This is a genomic window from Nonomuraea sp. NPDC003201, assembly GCF_053590415.1.
The window spans coordinates 1-16,846 of record NZ_JBSFTC010000076.1 but is presented as its reverse complement, the minus strand read 5'-3'; the positions used below and the strand labels follow the sequence as shown (position 1 = coordinate 16,846).

General features: G+C 71.7%; 16 protein-coding genes. 8 read left to right on the top strand and 8 right to left on the bottom strand.

From position 1 onward, the window contains the following. Window positions 1-258, bottom strand: a complete 258-nt coding sequence (locus ACWDX9_RS25655) for a DUF1876 domain-containing protein (RefSeq protein ID WP_185067965.1) — start codon at window positions 256-258, stop codon at window positions 1-3. 230 nt (window positions 259-488) lie between these two features. On the opposite strand from ACWDX9_RS25655, the gene ACWDX9_RS25650 reads away from it, so the two are divergent. Further along, window positions 489-1,625, top strand: coding sequence for a Fic family protein (locus ACWDX9_RS25650; protein ID WP_449957991.1), 1,137 nt, complete (start codon window positions 489-491; stop codon window positions 1,623-1,625). Between the two features lie 72 nt (window positions 1,626-1,697). Here the strand turns inward: ACWDX9_RS25650 and ACWDX9_RS25645 are convergent, their stop codons facing one another. Further along, window positions 1,698-2,798, bottom strand: coding sequence for a winged helix DNA-binding domain-containing protein (locus ACWDX9_RS25645; RefSeq protein WP_449957989.1), 1,101 nt, complete (start codon window positions 2,796-2,798; stop codon window positions 1,698-1,700). Between the two features lie 98 nt (window positions 2,799-2,896). On the opposite strand from ACWDX9_RS25645, the gene ACWDX9_RS25640 reads away from it, so the two are divergent. The 3 genes from ACWDX9_RS25640 to ACWDX9_RS25630 are packed head-to-tail and all read left to right on the top strand — an operon-like array spanning window position 2,897 to window position 6,831. Next, the gene (locus ACWDX9_RS25640) at window positions 2,897-3,931 is read left to right on the top strand and encodes a substrate-binding domain-containing protein (RefSeq protein ID WP_449957987.1); all 1,035 of its coding nucleotides are present in this window, start codon (window positions 2,897-2,899) and stop codon (window positions 3,929-3,931) included. A 34-nt stretch (window positions 3,932-3,965) separates the two neighbouring features. Next, complete coding sequence (locus tag ACWDX9_RS25635; protein ID WP_449957985.1) at window positions 3,966-4,967, top strand: hydroxyacid dehydrogenase; 1,002 nt, start codon at window positions 3,966-3,968, stop codon at window positions 4,965-4,967. 58 nt (window positions 4,968-5,025) lie between these two features. Then, complete coding sequence (locus ACWDX9_RS25630) at window positions 5,026-6,831, top strand: protein kinase domain-containing protein (RefSeq protein WP_449957983.1); 1,806 nt, start codon at window positions 5,026-5,028, stop codon at window positions 6,829-6,831. On the opposite strand, the gene ACWDX9_RS25625 is transcribed toward ACWDX9_RS25630, so the two are convergent. The 3 genes from ACWDX9_RS25625 to ACWDX9_RS25615 all read right to left on the bottom strand — a co-directional run bounded on the left by ACWDX9_RS25625 (window position 6,828) and on the right by ACWDX9_RS25615 (window position 11,309). Beyond that, entirely contained in the window at window positions 6,828-10,127 is a 3,300-nt protein-coding gene (locus ACWDX9_RS25625) for a protein kinase domain-containing protein (RefSeq protein WP_449957981.1), read from the bottom strand. The two genes, ACWDX9_RS25630 and ACWDX9_RS25625, sit on opposite strands and share 4 nt — an antisense overlap. A 105-nt stretch (window positions 10,128-10,232) precedes the next feature. Beyond that, a complete protein-coding gene (locus ACWDX9_RS25620; protein WP_449957979.1) occupies window positions 10,233-10,787 on the bottom strand; it encodes a GNAT family N-acetyltransferase in 555 nt (184 codons plus the stop codon). 12 nt (window positions 10,788-10,799) lie between these two features. Beyond that, on the bottom strand, window positions 10,800-11,309 hold the full coding sequence (locus tag ACWDX9_RS25615) for a shikimate kinase (protein ID WP_449957977.1): 510 nt from the start codon (window positions 11,307-11,309) through the stop codon (window positions 10,800-10,802). Between the two features lie 36 nt (window positions 11,310-11,345). On the opposite strand from ACWDX9_RS25615, the gene ACWDX9_RS25610 reads away from it, so the two are divergent. Together ACWDX9_RS25610 and ACWDX9_RS25605 are read left to right on the top strand one after the other, a co-directional pair. After that, entirely contained in the window at window positions 11,346-11,627 is a 282-nt protein-coding gene (locus ACWDX9_RS25610) for a hypothetical protein (protein ID WP_192787484.1), read from the top strand. A gap of 13 nt (window positions 11,628-11,640) precedes the next feature. After that, window positions 11,641-12,138 (top strand): ChaB family protein, encoded by a 498-nt coding sequence (locus ACWDX9_RS25605; RefSeq protein WP_449957975.1) that lies wholly within the window; start codon window positions 11,641-11,643, stop codon window positions 12,136-12,138. Window positions 12,139-12,225: 87 nt separating this feature from the next. On the opposite strand, the gene ACWDX9_RS25600 is transcribed toward ACWDX9_RS25605, so the two are convergent. The 3 genes from ACWDX9_RS25600 to ACWDX9_RS25590 form a co-directional block, all read right to left on the bottom strand. Then, window positions 12,226-14,055, bottom strand: a complete 1,830-nt coding sequence (locus ACWDX9_RS25600) for a transketolase (RefSeq protein WP_449957974.1) — start codon at window positions 14,053-14,055, stop codon at window positions 12,226-12,228. Window positions 14,056-14,136: 81 nt separating this feature from the next. Next, window positions 14,137-15,144, bottom strand: coding sequence for an SDR family oxidoreductase (locus ACWDX9_RS25595; RefSeq protein ID WP_449957972.1), 1,008 nt, complete (start codon window positions 15,142-15,144; stop codon window positions 14,137-14,139). A gap of 7 nt (window positions 15,145-15,151) precedes the next feature. Continuing rightward, complete coding sequence (locus ACWDX9_RS25590; RefSeq protein WP_350728245.1) at window positions 15,152-15,427, bottom strand: hypothetical protein; 276 nt, start codon at window positions 15,425-15,427, stop codon at window positions 15,152-15,154. Between the two features lie 210 nt (window positions 15,428-15,637). Here ACWDX9_RS25590 and ACWDX9_RS25585 point away from each other — a divergent pair, with 210 nt between their 5' ends. After that, window positions 15,638-15,886, top strand: coding sequence for a BON domain-containing protein (locus ACWDX9_RS25585; RefSeq protein ID WP_192787480.1), 249 nt, complete (start codon window positions 15,638-15,640; stop codon window positions 15,884-15,886). Further along, window positions 15,879-16,610, top strand: coding sequence for a metallophosphoesterase family protein (locus ACWDX9_RS25580; protein WP_221519178.1), 732 nt, complete (start codon window positions 15,879-15,881; stop codon window positions 16,608-16,610). The genes ACWDX9_RS25585 and ACWDX9_RS25580 overlap by 8 nt, the downstream gene beginning before the upstream one ends. Window positions 16,611-16,846: the final 236 nt, after the last annotated feature.

Below are 16,846 nucleotides of genomic sequence, written 5' to 3'. Positions count from 1 at the left end.
CTATGCCGTGCCGGCCAGCTGGGCCACGTCGTCCGCGCCGTCCTCGATCAACTTCGAGGCCAGATTGGACAGGGCCCGCCCAGCGGCCAGCTCGTCGCCGATCCCGGGCACCGGGCGGTCAGTGGGATTGCGTCGGGCGTGCGCCACGCTCTCGTGGCGTTTGCCGTCCGCGGTGAACAGCACCGCCGTGGCCGTGGTCACGGCGTCCTCGTCGTCCTCACTGATCCAGATCTGTATGTTCCACTGTTTGTACTCCATGGAGAAGACACCTCCCTACCTTCGAGGGTCTCTCTTACGAGCCCAAAGGTAAAGGTCAGGCCCCCGGAACGGCCCTGGCCACCCCGGCGGCGGGCCTACGCCGGGGTACGGGTTTCCACCCGGCCGGCTGCTCTGCTCGTTCCTGGTGGCCGCGCCGTCGGCCTTCGCGCTCGGCGTTGCCGTACGGTCAATAGATTGACGCAATGATTGCGTCAATCTATTATGGCAGCATGCTGTACGCCACGCCGTCCCTCGCCGCGGAAGACGGCCGGGTCCTCGAGGAGATCGAGGCGGCCCGACGTGCGTTGCGTCATCAGGTTCGCGCCACACCCGCCAAGTGGACCGCAGGGCTCCGGAGGTTTCTGACCGCCGACGCGGTCGCCGCCTCCAACTCCATCGAAGGCTTCAAGGTCTCCACGATCGACGTGGAAGACCTGATGGAGGGTGAGAGGGACGTGGATGTCTCGGAGGAGAACCGCGAAGAGACCCTCGCCTACCAGCGGATGATGACCTACATCCAGACTCTCCACGACGTCGAGGACTTCCGCTACAGCGCGGGCTTCCTCAACGCGCTCCACTGGATGCTCCAGGGCCACCGCCACACCATGCGCAAACCCGCCGGGCAGTGGCGCAAGGGTCCCGTCTACGTCACCGACGCCCGTGATCCGAGCATCGCCGTCTACACGGCTCCTGAGGCGCTGGACGTACCCAGCCTGATGCGCGAGTTCTGCGACTGGCTCAACACCGACAACGGCGATCACCCGCTCATCAGAGCAGCCATGGCACACCTGCACCTGGTCTCGATCCACCCCTGGGCCGACGGCAACGGACGGATGTCACGCTCACTGCAGACCCTGATCATCGCCAGGGACGGGGTGCTCGCGCCGGAGTTCTCCTCCATCGAGGCATGGCTGGGCAGGCCGGGCAACACCTGGGAGTACTACGCCGTGCTCGCCCGGCGCGGCGCGACCTATCGTCCGGACCAGGACGTTTCCGACTGGATCCGTTTCAACCTCACCGCCTACCACCAGCAGGGACAAACGGTAAAAGCCCGCCTTGAGCGCTCTAATCGGGTATGGGTGCTGTTGGAGGAGTTCGCCCGGCAACGGCGGCTCGACGAACGCGTGGTGACCGCGCTGCACGATGCCGCGATATCCGGACGCGTCCGCCGCACTCGCTACGAGAGCGCCGAAGGCCTCAGCGTTCAACAAGCCCAACGCGACCTACGCGACCTGGTCACCGCCCAACTGCTCACCCCGGTCGGTAAGACCCGCACCCGCTTCTACACCACCGGGCCGGCCTTCCCCGAGGAGGTGCTGGAGGTGGCCCGGACCCCGTCACCCCTGGTGGACCCGTACGGTCCCTAGACCGCGGCTCAGTGCGCCAGGCCTTCCGCGCCTCAGCGAAGACCATGCCGTTCCCCTCGGTGCACGCCCGTGTCAGGGCTTGGAGGGGCCGTCGGAGACCGTGATTTCGTGTTTGTCGCCCGGCGCCAGGAACTCCAGCAGTCTCCGCGCCTCCTCCTCGACATCCTCCAGGACCGGGATCGGCATCCACCGGTGGATGGTGAGCGTGGAGGTGCCCTTGGCGCGGGCGACCGTCCAGTCCCCGGCGGTGAAGCCGTCCACCAGGATGACGCGCGGCACCACGTTCGTGCCCATGAAGCCCTGGAGGGCGGTCGCTCCCGTGTCGGAGATGGCCCGGGAGCGGTCGGCGTACGACAGGAACAGGTTGTCGAAGTCGTACATCAGCCGCACCGGCGCCGGGGTGTCCTCGTCGGGCCGTACGGCGTCGGGCAGGTCGTACAGGGTCCGGCCGGCCTCGTCCCTGAAGCGGACCAGGTCGAGCGAGTCCACCACCTCGCCCAGCCGCGTCAGCCCCGACCACGTCTGCACGTCCATCACCGACGCCGGCCCGAACGCCGCGAGATAGCGCCGCACCAGCTCGGCCGCCGTCATCGGCGGCACCTCGAAGCCCAGCCAGGACTCGGCGCTCGTGTGCGCGATGGGCCCGCTCTTGCCCCACACGCCCCGGGGCGGCACCTGTACGAGCGGCACCAGCCACCGCACGCCCTGGCCGAGCGCGTGCGGATCGTTCGACGGCCACCGCTCGGCCAGTTTCCTGCCCAGCTCGGCGAACGTCATGGGCCGCTCCTCCAGCAGCTCCCGCCCGACCGCGGCCAGCTCGTCCAGGTCGACCCCTTGCCACCGCTTGCCGAACGTCGACGTGGTCATGCGCCCGATGGCGGGCTGCAGCAGCGGCCGGATGGCCAGGCAGTCGCGGGCGGAGACGAGGTGGATCGTGCCGCGCTGCAGCGCGATGCGTACGAGCTCGCGCGAGAGCAGCAGGTCGGCGGCGTCGGCGGGTTTGAAGCCCTCGACCCGGTTCCACAGGCCGGTGTACCAGGTGTGCGGGGTCTGCGCCTGAAGCCCGCCGAGGCGCTCCACGACCTCGACCACGGAGTTGTCGGTGTGGCGCAGCAGGTGCTGGCGCTCGAGCGTGGCCCGGTTGAGCGCCCTGCGGCTGATGAGGGGGTCCATACGTCAAAGGTAGGGGGTGATGAGGTCGATTCCGGACCTCAATAGCTCTTGATCGAACGAAACTAAAACGATCATTTCGAAAGGCATAGGATCGAGGCATGTCCGTCGAGCAGCGCCACAGGCTCATCCTCCGCCAGGTCCGCGACCGCGGCTCGGCCCGGGTGGCCGACCTGGCCGAGGCGCTGGGCGTCTCCGCCGTCACCCTGCGCAGGGACGTCGAGCACCTGGCCGCCCAGGGCCTGCTCGCCAGGGTGCACGGCGGCGTCACGCTGCCCGCCGCGGCCCCCGCCCCGCGGGCCGGCGGGCTGACCATCGGCATGCTGGTCCCGACCGCGCACTACTACTACCCGGCCGTGATCAAGGGCGCCCAGGAGCAGGCGGCCAGGGCGGGGGCGCGGCTCGTGCTCGGCATCTCCCGGTACGAGGACGCCGAGGACCGCGCCCAGGTGCGCCAGCTCGTCAAGGGCGGCGCGGAGGGCCTGCTGCTCACCCCGAGCAGGCAGCCCGACGGCTCCCACGTGGAGTGGCTGGCCGGGCTGAGCGTCCCGGCCGTGCTCGTGGAGCGCCGGGCCAAGTCGGCGGGCCCGGCCGCCACGCTCGACGCGGTCGCCTCCGACCACGCCCACGGCGCCTACCTCGCCGTACGCCACCTGGCCGAGCTGGGCCACCGCGGGCTCGCGCTCGTCGCCTTCCCCAGCCCGACCACGCCGGGGATCCGGGCGGGCCTGCTGGCGGGCGCCTCGGCGCTGGGCCTGGACACCCCCGCGGAGATCGTCATCGACCGCGACCGCACCGACGAGCTCGTGGCGGGCGTGCTGCGCCTGGTGCGCGACCGGGGCGTGACGGGCCTGCTCGTGCACAACGACGAGGACGCGCTCACGCTGGTCAGGCACCTGGGCGCGGCGGGCGTGGACATCCCGGGCGAGGTGTCGCTGGTCGCCTACGACGACGAGGTGGCCGCGTTCTGCTCGCCCTCGCTCACCGCCGTGGCGCCGCCCAAGGAGGAGGTCGGGCGCTGCGCGGTGGACCTGCTGATCGCCCGACTCACCGCGGGCGCCGCCCCGGTCGGCCGCCACGTGGCGCTGCTGCCCGAGCTCAGGCCCCGGGAGTCGTCCGCACCCTCTTCGTTATGATCGATTCGATCGTATTGGTTGCGGGGGGAGCGATATGAGCGCATCACGGCCGAAGACGCTGCTGGCCATGGGTCGACCGGTGGCGGCCCGGCTCTTCACCGGCGAGGTGCGCGACCGCCTGGTCGGCATCGCCGACGTGGACCCCGGCCTGGTGGCCGAGGACTTCGCGGATCCGGCCGTGGCCGAGGCGCTGGCCGGCGCCGAGGTGCTCTACACGAGCTGGTGGTGCCCGCCCGTCACCGGGGACGTGCTGGCCAGGGCGCCCAGGCTGCGCGCGATCGTGCACGCCGCCGGCACCGTGAAGCACCACGTCACCGAGGCGTGCTGGGAGCGCGGCATCGTCGTGTCGTCCGCCGCGGCGGCCAACGCCGAGCCGGTGGCCGAGTTCACGCTGGCCTCGATCCTGTTCGCCAACAAGCGCGTGCTCGACATCGCCGCGCTCTACCGGGAGCAACGGGCGCGGATCGACGTGGACGGCCGCTTCCCCGGGTTCGGCAACTACCGGCGCACGGTCGGCATCGTCGGGGCCTCCAGGATCGGCCGCCGGGTGATCGAGCTGCTGCGGCCGTTCGAGCTCGACGTGCTCGTGGCGGACCCGTACCTGACGGAGGACCTGGGCGTGCCGCACGTCGGGCTGGACGAGCTGATCGAGCGGTGCGACGTGGTCAGCCTGCACGCACCCTCGCTCCCGGAGACCAGGCACCTCATCGACGCGGCCCGCCTCGCCCGCATGCGCGACGGCGCCACGCTGATCAACACGGCCAGGGGCGCGCTCGTCGACCAGGACGCGCTCGTCGCCGAGCTGGCCGGTGGGCGGCTGTACGCGGTGATCGACGTGACCGAGCCCGACCCGCTGCCCGCCGACTCGCCCCTCTTCGACCTCCCGAACGTCCTGCTCACCCCGCACATCGCCGGGTCGCTCGGCGGCGAGCTGTCCCGTCTGGCCCACCAGGCGCTCGACGAGCTGTCCAGGTACGCCCAGGGCCTGCCCTTCCGGTACGGCGTCGAAGCGGGGTCGCTGGCGATAAGCGCGTGATGTCCGTACTGCCGGGGTTCGATGGCGCGGGCAGCGGGTCGGCCCTACGCTGCTCTGCATGCACAAACGGGTGATCGACGGCCGCTTCGAGCTCACGGAGCGGCTCGGTGGCGGGGGCATGGGCCTGGTGTGGCGGGCCTGGGACGTGGCCCTGCACCGCGAGGTCGCGCTCAAGGAGGTACGCCCGCCCGACCCCTCCATGGACGAGCACGACCCGGCGGGCGCCCGCGAGCTGCGGGCCAGGGTGCTGCGCGAGGCCCGAGCCCTGGCCCGGCTGAACCACCCGCACGTGGCCACCATCCACCACATCGTCGACCCCGGCGAGCAGGGCTACCCGTGGATCGTCATGGAGCTGGTCACGGGCGGCTCCCTCCAGGACCGCATCCAGCGCGGGCCCATGTCGCCCCAAGAGGTGGCGCGCCTGGGCCGGGAGGTCCTGTCCGCGCTGCGGGCCGCGCACGCCGTCGGCATCCAGCACCGCGACGTCAAGCCCGCCAACGTCCTGTTACGCGAGGACGGCCGGTCGGTGCTCACCGACTTCGGCATCGCGGCGGTACGCGAGTCCACGAGCCTGACGGCCACCGGGTCGTTCATCGGCTCGCCCGAGTACATGGCGCCCGAGCGCATCAACGGCGTCGAGGGCGACCCCGCCTCCGACTTCTGGTCGCTCGGCATGATGCTGTACGTGGCGGTGGAGGGCCGGCACCCGCTGCGCAGGAGCACCACGCTGGCGACCCTGGCCGCGGTGCTCAACCAGGAGGTGCCGCCGCCGGAGCGCGCCGGGGCGCTCAGCCCCGTGCTGAGCGCGCTGCTCAGGCGTGACCCGGCGGGCCGCCCCGACGCCGAGACCCTCGACCGCATGCTGGCCTCGGCGACCGACCCCGGCGCGCCGCCGCCCCCGATGCCCCCCGCACCCGCCCCGGCTCCGGCGATGCCGGGCCCGCACGCCCAGGGCCCCGCCCCGGCGGGCCCCGCGATGGGCCCCGGAATGGGTCACGCGACAGGTCCTGGGATGGGTCACGCGACGGGCCCCGGAATGGGTCACGCGACGGGCCCTGGGACGCCCGGGCCGCACGCCGCCTACACGGTCCCGCCCAGGGCCGGTCACGCAGGGCCGCCGATGGGCGGGCAGACCATGCCGCCCGGGTACGGCCACGCGCAGCAGCAGCCCCCGTGGGGTCCGGCGCCGATCCCGAAGGCGACCACCATGCACGGCCGCCGCCGCGGCGGCGGCCTCACCGTGGGCATCGTGACGTCGGCCGTCGCGGTCACGGTGGCGGGCGTGCTGGTGTGGCAGCTGATCCCCTCCGCGTCGAGGAGCACCACGAAGAAGGACCCGACGGTGCGCTCCACCTCGGAGGACTCCTCAGAGGTGGAGCGCACCGATCCCGAGTCCCCGCGCGACAGCACGCCCGCCACGCCCGGCAACCTGCACACCCCTGCGGGAATGCGGGCCCTGATCACCAAGATCAAGACCGAGCTCGGCGACACCAAGGTCGTCAGGATGACGGTCTACCCCACGTACGCGTCGATCGAGGCACCGATCAGGCGTGACAAAGAGCTCTATGACACGTACTTCTACCGCGACGGCGAGATCACCCGCTCGAGCGCCGGCGGCAAGGTGAGCACCCCTGTCGTGGACCTGCAGAAGTACAACTGGAACGCTCTCCCCGCCCTGTTGAAGAAGGCCAACAAGGACCTCGGCGTCCCCAAGCCGACCTCGCGCTATCTGATCGTGGACCCCGACTACGCGTTCGCCACCCCGCGCCAGGTGCTGCTCGTCTACGCGTCCGACGAGTATCGCTCGGGCTACCTGGTCGCCAACCTCCAGGGCAAGGTGGTCAAGACCTACGCGAGCGACTAGCAGATCTTCTGGTAGCCGCTCTCCGGGATCAGCCGGGTCCACTCCGCCTTGCTCAGCGACCCGCCCGCCCTGGCGCACACCGCCTGCGCCGCCAGCCCGGGATCGACCGGGCTCTCGCGTACGGTGCCGTCCGGCCCGACGCCGCGCAGCCGCTTGCCGTCCTGGGTGAAGGCCGGTCCGGCGGCCCACGAGCCCGCCTGGCCGACCTCCCGCATCGTGCTCGCGTCCCAGAGCGAGGTACGGGCGGCGTCGATGGCCAGCAGGTCGCCGCCGGGGGAGAAGCGGAGCTCGTCCACCGGGGCCGTCCCCGTCTGGATGGTGCCCCGTGCCTTCCCCTTGCGCAGGTCCCAGAGGAGCACGTGCCCGCCCTCCAGCCCGAACGCCAGCGTGCGCCCGTCGGGCGAGAAGGCGAGCGCGGTCGGCGCGGGCGGGTCCTCGCCGGCGTCGGCGGACCGGTCGAGGACCAGCGGGGTGATCGCGCCGGTGCGCAGGTCGAGGAGCTTGGCGCCGGCGGCCAGCGTCGAGCCGTCGGGGCTGAAGGCCATCGCCAGGTCGCCCGCGCCCTCGTACGCCTTGATGCGCCGCCCCTTGCGCACGTCCCACGTCTCCAGGGTCCTGCCCCGCGCGGTGGCCAGCGTGTCGCCGGTGGGGGAGAGGGCCACGGCGAGCACGTCGCCGCCCGCGTCGATGGCGGCGACCCGGCGGCTGCTGGTCACCTCCCACACGGTCACGGGGTCGCCCGCGACGGCGAGCAGCCGGCCGTCGGCGTCGAAGGCCAGGTCGCCGGCGGCGGCGATGCGGCCGAGCGGCTTGCGCTCCACGGTGTCGGTGAGCTCGATGGAGTCGCCGACCTCCTTGGCGGCGACCCGGCCGTTGCCGGAGAATGCGGCGGAGGGGGCGTCCTCGGACGGCACGGGCAGCCCCGAGACGTCGAGCGAGACGACGGAGCCGGTGCCGCTCAGGTAGCGCAGCGAGCGGCCGTCGGCGGAGAAGGCCAGGCCGCGCTCGGGGTTTCGGAGGGGGTAGGCGCCCGCGAGGCGGCGTTCGGCGACGTTCCAGACCCGGACCTCGCCGTCGCCCGGCAGCGCGAGCAGGCGTCCGTCGGGGCTGAAGGCGGGCGGGTCGGCCGAGGTGTGCCCCAGGGAGTCGGCCCCGACCACCTCGATGCCACGCACGGACTCCCGGGCCATGCGCCCGTCCGCCCGGAACATCTCGGGTGTTCCGGACGCCGTGGGGTTCGGCGTGGTCGCCCGCTTGGGGATGACGGGGCTCGGGGGCCTGGCCGCCACGAGCGTGATCCCGTCGCGCCCGGCCACGGCCAGCGTCGCCCCGTCGGGGCTGAACGCCAGGGCGGGCGCCGCCGCGTCCGCGCCGGTGGGCGGCTGGACCGAGACGGTGCCGGTCTTGGTCCGCCCTGCCAGCTCCCACAGATCGACCCGCCCGCTCAGGCTGGAGAAGGCGGCCCTGGTCCCGTCGGCGGAGAGCGCCACCTGGCGGTCGGCGACGTCGAACAGCAGCCGTCCGCCCCGGTAGACCCTGGTCCTGTTGCCCTGGCCGATCGCGTAGGTGACCGGCTCTAAGGGCGCGCGTCCCGTGGACACCTCGAACGGCCGGCCGTCGGCCGCCTCCGCGAACCTCCCGTCGTCGCTCAGCACGCTGCCCGCCGGCAGCGAGTACGAGCCGAGCCGCTGCCCGCCGGCCAGGTCCCAGACGGCGACCGTACCCGTGCCCCATTTGACCAGTTGGTCGCCGCGCAGCACGTAACGCGCCCGCAGGTCGGCGGCGGGATCGGTGAACACCCCCAGCTCCGGCTGCACCAGCGAGGCCTGCAGCGCCGCCCGCGCCTCGAACACCGGCGACAGCTTCCAGGCCGCCACGCTCAGCCGCATCGCCGTACGCGGATCGGACGACCGCAGCGCCTCCGCCCGGGCGGCCACGGCCCGCGCGTTGGCCTCGACGAGCTGCCCGCGCAGCTGGTTCTGCCCGTGCACGGACACCACGGACAGCGTCACGGCGATGGCCAGCACGGCGGCCAGCGCCGCCAGCGCGGGCGTGAGCAGCCTCCTGCGCTGCTTGGACAGGGTCACGCTGTCGTTGACGAAGTCGCGTTCGAGCTGGTTGAGGCGTAGATGACGGCGCTTGGTCGCGGCCCAGGCGAGCGCCGTGTCGAGCGCCTGGCCGCGGAAGAGGTGGCTCCTGCCGCGCCGGTGCTCCGACCAGTTCCTGGCGGCGTCGCGGATCTCCCGGTGCACGTGCATGCTCTCGCGCTCGTCCTCGACCCAGGCGCGCAGCCGGGGCCAGGCCCGGTAGAGGGCCGCGCTGGCCGGGGCCACCCGCTGGTCGCTGACCGCGACGAGCTTGCCCACGGGCGTCTCGGTCGGGGCCACGCGCACGCTGCGGCGTACCAGGAGACCCGCCTCCATGAGCGGGCCGAGCACGTCGCCCTCGTCGTGCGGGCTGTCGCCGTCGAGCAGGCGCAGCAGCACCCCCGGCACCTCCGCCTGCTGCCGCGGCGTGAGCGCGAGGTAGACCTCCTCGGCCACCTCGCCCAGCGAGCGCGGCCCGGCGTGCCCCTCGGGCGGCCGTACGTCGGCCGGGCTCTCGACCCACAGCTCCGGCGCGGCGGGCCGGTCGGCGGGATCCTTGGCCAGGGCGCGTCCGACCAGCTCGCGCAGCGGCTCCGGCAGCACGCCGAGGTCGGGATCGACGGTCAGCAGCCGGTGCATGACCCCGCCCAGGCTCGTCCCGCTGAACGGATCGTCCCCGGTGGCCGCGAACAGCACCACGGCGCCCCACGCGAACACGTCGGCCGCCGCCCCCGAGTCGCGCCCGGTCAGGACCTCGGGAGCCGTGTACGTGTACGTGCCGCCGGCCGGCAGACCCAGCTCGATCACCTTGGGCCCGTCGGCGGCCAGCAGCACGCTCTCCGGATTGAGCCCCCGGTGCGTCAGACCCGCCTCGTGCAGCGCGCTCAGCGCCGACGCCAGCGCGCCGGCCAGCGCGACCAGCTCGTCGCCCGCGTAGGGCCCGTGCAGCTCGACCGCGCGCCGCAGGTCAGGTCCGTCCACGTATTCGCTCACCACGTACGGCACGCCCTCGTCGTCGCCGACGGCGACCACCTCCGCCAGATGGGGGCAGGTGACCCGCTCGAACCGGCGACCGACCTGGCCACGCGGCACCGTCACCGCGAAGCGGCGGCCCTCGTCGTCGTAGGCGTCGTAAACCACGCCGCGCCCGCCCGCGCCGAGTCTGGCCGCCGGCCAGAAGCCGCCGAGCCTCTCGGGGTCACCGGGCACCAAGCGCATCGTCACTGATGCTTAGATGCACGCCACTGCCCAATGGTTGTCCCAAAGACGCCACAGGTCCCCCGCGCGCCTCGGGGGACCCATGCGTCATGATCATTATGCCAGGCTTCCGGATCTTGCCGGCCATTCGCGCCGGAGCACCGACATGAGCACCGCGTCGTGCCATTCGCCGTCCCACAGCAGGGCGTCGCGCTCGACGCCCTCCTCGACGAAGCCGACCTTCTTGTAGACGTGCCGCGCCCGCTCGTTGAAGGCGTAGACGCCCAGCCTGACGCGGTGCAGCGGCGTCGTGGCGAAGGCGTGGTCGAGGACCAGCTCGATGGCCTCGGTGCCGTAGCCCTTGCCGAAGGCGCGCTCGCCGATGAGGGCTATGCGGAGGTTGCAGGCGAGGTTGTGCTGGTCGAGCTCGTTGAGCACGATCTCGCCGACATATTCGCCGGCGGCCATGATGGCCAGGTCGAGCCGGTCGGCGTGGTCCTTCCTGGTGGCGTACCACTGGTGGGCGGCTCCGCGGTCGATCTCGCCGTGCGAGCCCGTCAGGCGGCCCACCTCGGGGTCGGAGACCAGCTCGAAGAGGCCGTCGACATGCTCCGGGCCGACCGGGCAGAGGGTCACGCGGTCACCCGTCAGGGTGGGCTTCTCGGCGAACATCCCCTTTGGCTATCAGTGCCGATCGCCTTCGGGCAAACCCATTTCCCGCAGCGTCGCGTCCCGCACCTGCTCGGGGGTCTGCTCGCCGACGTCGCACCTCAGGTCCGCGACCTCCCGGAAGAACGGCTCGCGGCGGGCCCGCATGACGGCGGGGCCGTAGTCGGGGCGGTGGCTGCTCGACTTCATCCGCTGGGCCAGCACCTCGTCGGCGGCGTCCACCCAGACCACGAACGCCTTGGCCAGCGCCGCGCGCACCTCGGGGAACTCGACCGTGCTGGCCGCCGCCGCGATGACCTCCGGCTCGCCGGCCAGCTGGTGCAGCACGTGGTCGGCCTCGTAACGGTGCAGGGCCTCCGGTCCCTCGCGCTCGGCGATCTGCGCGGCGGTGCCGCCGTAGCGCTCCTGAAGGAACGGATCGCTGTCGCTGAACGGCAGCCCGAGCGCCTGCGCGATCAGCCGGCCGGCGCTCGACTTGCCCGAGCCCATGAGCCCGACCAGTACTACTGGTTTGTTTTTCGACATGTGGATAGAGGTTCCCGTGTCAAGGAGGTAAATCTGATGACCATCGCCGGAAGCATCATCCTCATCATGCTCGGCGCGATCCTCACCTGGGCCGTCGAGTTCGACCTCGCCGGTCTCGACATCAACGTAGTGGGGGTCATCCTCATGCTCGGCGGCCTCGTCGGACTTCTGTTCGGCATCTACAGGATCAGCGTCACCCGTAGAGCGGTCGGACCCATCGACGAGCCGGTTCACCGTCACGAGGTCTATGAGGAGCCTGAAGCCCGCAGGACCACCGTGTACGAGGAACGCCGCCGCTACGACGAACCACCGCTGTAGGAGGTGAATCGACATGCCAGCTGTTGAAGAGCTGCCGTCGACCATCAAACGTTCGCCGAAGAGAGCGCAGAACACGTGGATCAAGGCGCACGACAACGCCGTGAAGGAGTACGGCGAGGGCCGGCGCGCCCACATGACCGCGTTCGCCGCGCTGAAGCGATCCTTCGAGAAGGTCGGCGACCACTGGGAGCCCAAGAAGGGCCCCTCCGACAAGGCGACGATGACCCGGACGGCTAAGGAGACCACGACGCGGACCAGTGGCCGGACCGGTGGCAAGGCCACGATGGCCCGGACCGCCAAGGCCGCCACCCGGACCGCCAAGGCCGCGATGACCCGGACGGCCAAGACGGCCGAGGGTGTCGTCGAGGGCGTCAACCTCAACGCCACCAGGGAGTACCTGCAGAAGATGGCCGCCAAGCTCGACGTGCGCGGCCGGTCCAAGATGACCAAGCAGGAGCTGGTGAACGCCATCAGGAGGGCCAACAGGAGGCTGACGGCGAAGGCCCGTTGACGGGGGCTTCCCGTTCAGGGGGCCACGCCAAAAGGGAGGGCCGGGGGCATGTCGCCCCTCGGCCCTCATTCATGTCCGGCATATCCATCACAGGAGCCGCTTGACCGCCTCGGCGATGGCGTGGCGGTCGATGCCGGCGTCGGCCAGCTGCTCCTCGGGCGTCGCGGACCCGGGCAGGCCCGTCACGGCCAGCTTCACCACCCGCGGCCCCAGCTCGCTGACCGCGTCCAGCACCGCGTCGCCGAGCCCGCCCTCCAGCCGGTGGTCCTCCACCGTGATCAGGTTGCCCGTGGTGGTGGCCGCCTCGACCAGCGCGGCCGTGTCGACCGGCTTGACCGAGTACAGGTCGATCACCCCCACCGGGATCCCGGCCCCGCCCAGCTCGTCGGCCGCCGCCAGGGCCTCGTGCACGGTCACCCCTGCGGCCACGATGGTGGCCCGGTCGTTGGGCGAGTGCCGCAGCACCCGCGACCCGCCCACGGGGAACCGCTCGTCCGGCGGGTAGATGACCGGCGTCTCCCCGCGCGTGGTGCGCAGGTAGGAGACGCCTTCGACGTCCGCCAGCTCGGCCGTCAGCGCCGCCGCCTGGTTGGCGTCGCACGGGTAGAGCACGGTGCTGCCGTAGACCGCCCGCAGCATCGCCAGGTCCTCCAGGCCCATCTGGGAGGGCCCGTCCTCGCCGATCGCCACCCCCGCGTGCGACCCCACGAGCCGGATCGAGGCCCTGCTCACGCCGGCCATCCTGATGAAGTCGTACGCCCTGGTCAGGAACGCCGCGAACGTGGCCGCGTACGGCTTCCACCCGCGCACCTGCAGGCCGATGGCGGCGGCCACGAGCTGCTGCTCGGCGATGTACATCTCGAAGAACCGCTCCGGGAACTCCTTCCCGAACGCCTCCGCCCTGGTCGAGTCCGCCACCTCGCCGTCCAGCGCCACGACGTCCCCGCGCGCCGCGCCGAGCGCCGCCAGCGCCTCCCCGAACGCCGTCCGCGTGGCCGCCTTGTCCCCCACCTTGTACGCGGGCAGGCTCATCGGCCTGGTCTCGAACCGGTACGGCGCAGCCGGGGCCTCGGGCTTGTGCACCTCCACCCGCAGGTCCCGCCGGCCGCCCAGCTCCTCGACGGCCTTGTCCGGGTCCTTGAGCGGCTTGCCGTGGGCCCCTTCGCGGTTCTCGACCTCCAGGGCTCCCTCGCCCTTGCGCGTCTTGGCCAGGATCACCGTCGGCCGCCTGCGCGTGTTGCTGGCGTCGCTGAGCGCGTAGTCGATCTGCCCGGGATCGTGCCCGTCGATCTCGATCGTGTGCCACCCGAACGCCCCGAACCTGCGCGCGTAGGCCCCCGTGTCCCATCCGTGCCGGGTGGGCCCGCGCTGGCCGAGGCGGTTCACGTCCACGATCGCGGTCAGGTTGGCCAGCCCTTCGCAGCCCGCGTGCTCGGCCGCCTCCCAGATGGACCCCTCGGCGAGCTCGCTGTCCCCGCAGAGCACCCACACCCGGTACGGCATCCGCTCCAGCCGCCCGGCCATGGCCACCCCGACCCCGACCGGCAACCCCTGCCCGAGGGACCCGGTGGCCACGTCCACCCACGGCAGCCGCGGCGTCGGATGCCCCTCCAGCCGGCTGCCCCGCCGGCGGAACGTCAGTAGCTCCTTGTCGTCGACGACCCCGGCTGCCTTGAAGAGCGCATAGAGCAGCGGGGACGCGTGCCCCTTCGAGAAGATCAAGTGGTCGTTGGCGGGGTTGTCCGGGTTCTCGAAGTCGTAGTGCAGGTGGCATGCGAAGAGCACAGCCATCAGATCGGCCGCCGACATCGACGAGGTCGGATGGCCGGACCCGGCCTCAGCGGCCGCCCGCACGGAATCGACCCGCAGTTGCGCGGCCAGCTCGGTCAGGTACTGAAGATCGCGCTCAGGCATCATGGCCTCCTCGGAAGCGGTTCCCCGCCGCCTACCCCGCCAGGCCCGCTTAAGTCAGGCCGATCAGGGGGGACGGGGCTCGACTCATCGCCCGCGCAGTCGCCGGGCGGCCCACGCGGCGGCCGCGCCGCCGGCCAGCGCGAAGAGGACCGCGCCGCGGTGCTGGGACAGCCAGAGCTGGGGGCTGTGGGCGTGGGAGCGCGCGTCGAACGAGCCGTGGGCGCCGTAGTCCACGTCCTCGTCCGCCGGCTTCCACAGGTTGGCGACGCCTTCCGGCGGTTTCTCGTCCGTCTGCTGGGACCGCGCGCCGGTCCTGGCCAGGTAGCGGTCCACCAGCGCCGGCGCCACGCGCTGGGCCAGGAGGGTGGCGGCCGTGCTGGCCCCCACCCAGTACTCCTTGCGCTCCGGGTGCTCGGCCGCGTGCACGATGGCCCTGGCGGCCACCTCCGGCTGGTAGATCGGGGGGACCGGCTGCGGGTGGCGCCGCAGCTTGGACAGCACCCAGTCGAACTGGGGGGTGTTGACCGCGGGCAGCTGCACCAGCGTGATGTCGATGCCGCTGCGGTCGGCCAGCAGCTCCGTGCGGACCGACTCCGTGAACCCCTTGACCGCGTGCTTGGCGCCGCAGTACGCCGACTGCAGCGGGATACCGCGCTGCGACAGAGCCGAGCCGGTCTGGACGATCGCACCCGCGTCGCGCGGACGCATGAGGTCCAGGGCCACCTTCGTGCCCCAGACGTAGCCCAGGTACGTCACCGCGGTGGTGCGGGCGTACTCATCTGGGGAAATATCGGTGAATTTGGCGAAGACGGATGAAAATGCGGTGTTGATCCAGACGGAAATGGGCCCCATCTCCGCCTCTATACGCTCGGCCGCCCTCCGCACCTGGTCATAGTCGGCCATGTCGGCCTCGAATACCTCGCCGGTACCTCCTTCCACTCCCACATCCACGGCGGCGGCGCCCAGCCCGGTCGTGCCCCGGGCGATGAGCGCCACCTTCGCACCCTGGTGCCCGAGCTGCCGGACGACCGCTCGCCCGACCCCGCCGCTGGCACCCGTCACCACCACTACGCGCCCTTCAAGTGGTGTCATGTCGCAGTCAGCCCGCCTCTCCGTCTTGTCGCAGCTTCTGGCGTCGTACGGCCAATGCGATGTCGACCACCGTGGCCAGGGCCACCACGAGCGCGATCCCCGTCATGACGGGCGCCCCGACGATGATCCCGAGCACCGCGAACGCGAACATGAACACCAGCAGGAACGACCCGATCCTGATATGCGCGACGTCGCGTGGCGTCGCGGGCACCATGGCATGACCCCTGATGTCCCGCTCCTCGTGCCACTTTCCGTTATCTGGTATGTCCCTGTTATCCGACATGCCGCCCACCTGCCCGTTCTGTTTGCCCCTTAACTTCCGGGGTAACCACCGCCCCCGGATCCGCGGGTGGTCGAGGCGCACGGCGGGGCGGGGCGATATTTCGGGCAACCGGCCACGGCGGGCCCGGTCAAGCAGGCGGTTATTGACCCTATTCGTGCCGTTTGAGGTGTTAATCCAGGGGCATGCGGCGACAGAAGAAGGAGGCGAGTGATGGAAGCTCCGCAGTACGTCGCGGCCCGCGTCCAGCAGGCGCTGGCCGAGGACGGACGCACGCACGAGCTCGGAATCCGCGTCGACATACGAGGCGACCAGCTGTTCCTGCGCGGTGAGGTCAGCGGGACAGGGCAGCGCGAGCGGCTCGGCCAGGTGGCGCACGAGGCCGCGCCCGAGCTCCACCTGCACAACGAGATCAGGGTCGTGGAGGCCAGTGAGCCGGGGGAGGATGAGCGTCTTGACTGACCTGCGTATCGCGGCCGTCGGAGACATCCACCTGGGGGAGGACGACAGAGGCCAGTACCGCAAGAGACTGGTGGGCATCGAGGAACGCGCGGACGTGCTGATGCTGGCCGGGGACCTGACCAGGCACGGCACGCTGGAGGAGGGGCGGGTCGTGGCCGACGAGCTGCGCGGCCTGCCGATCCCCGTCGTCGCGGTGCTCGGCAACCACGACTACCACTCCGACCTGCAGTACGAGATCGCCGGCGAGCTGCGCGACGCGGGCGTCGTGGTGCTCGACGACGACGGGGCCGTCGTCCAGTGCGGCGACAGGAAGCTGGGCGTGGTCGGCGGCAAGGGGTTCGGCGGCGGGTTCGCGGGCAAGTGCGCCAGCGAGTTCGGCGAGCGGGAGATCAAGAACTTCGTCGCCCACACCCGCTACATCGCCGAGTCCTGGAAGGTCGCGCTGAAGGAGATCGTGGCCGAGAAGCGCGTGGTGCTGTCGCACTACTCCCCGATCAAGGAGACGCTGGAGGGGGAGCCGCACGAGATCTACCCGTTCCTGGGCAGCTACCTGCTGGCGGAGGCGGTCGACACGGCGGGCGCCGACCTGATCCTGCACGGCCACGCGCACAAGGGCAGCGAGAAGGGCATGACGCCGGGCGGCATCAGGGTCCGTAACGTGGCGCTGCCGGTGCTGGGCCGGGCCTACGCGGTCTACTGCCTCGACTGCGAGACCGGGTTCTAGAGGACCATCGCGGCCAGGAGGCAGATGCCGTCCTCGGTCGCGTCGAACGCCCCCAGCATCCCCCGACACCCCTTCGACCAGCGCGGCGCTGCCGCCCCTGACTAGCACGGGGGCGGGGCGCCTGGCGTTCGTCCGGCGGCACCTCGACGTGTTCGAGCGGCTCGCGGTGCACCGACACGCCGGTCTCGTACATCCGCCTGGGGTGACCGCCGGCGGGGCGGGCTCCGGGCCGGGCG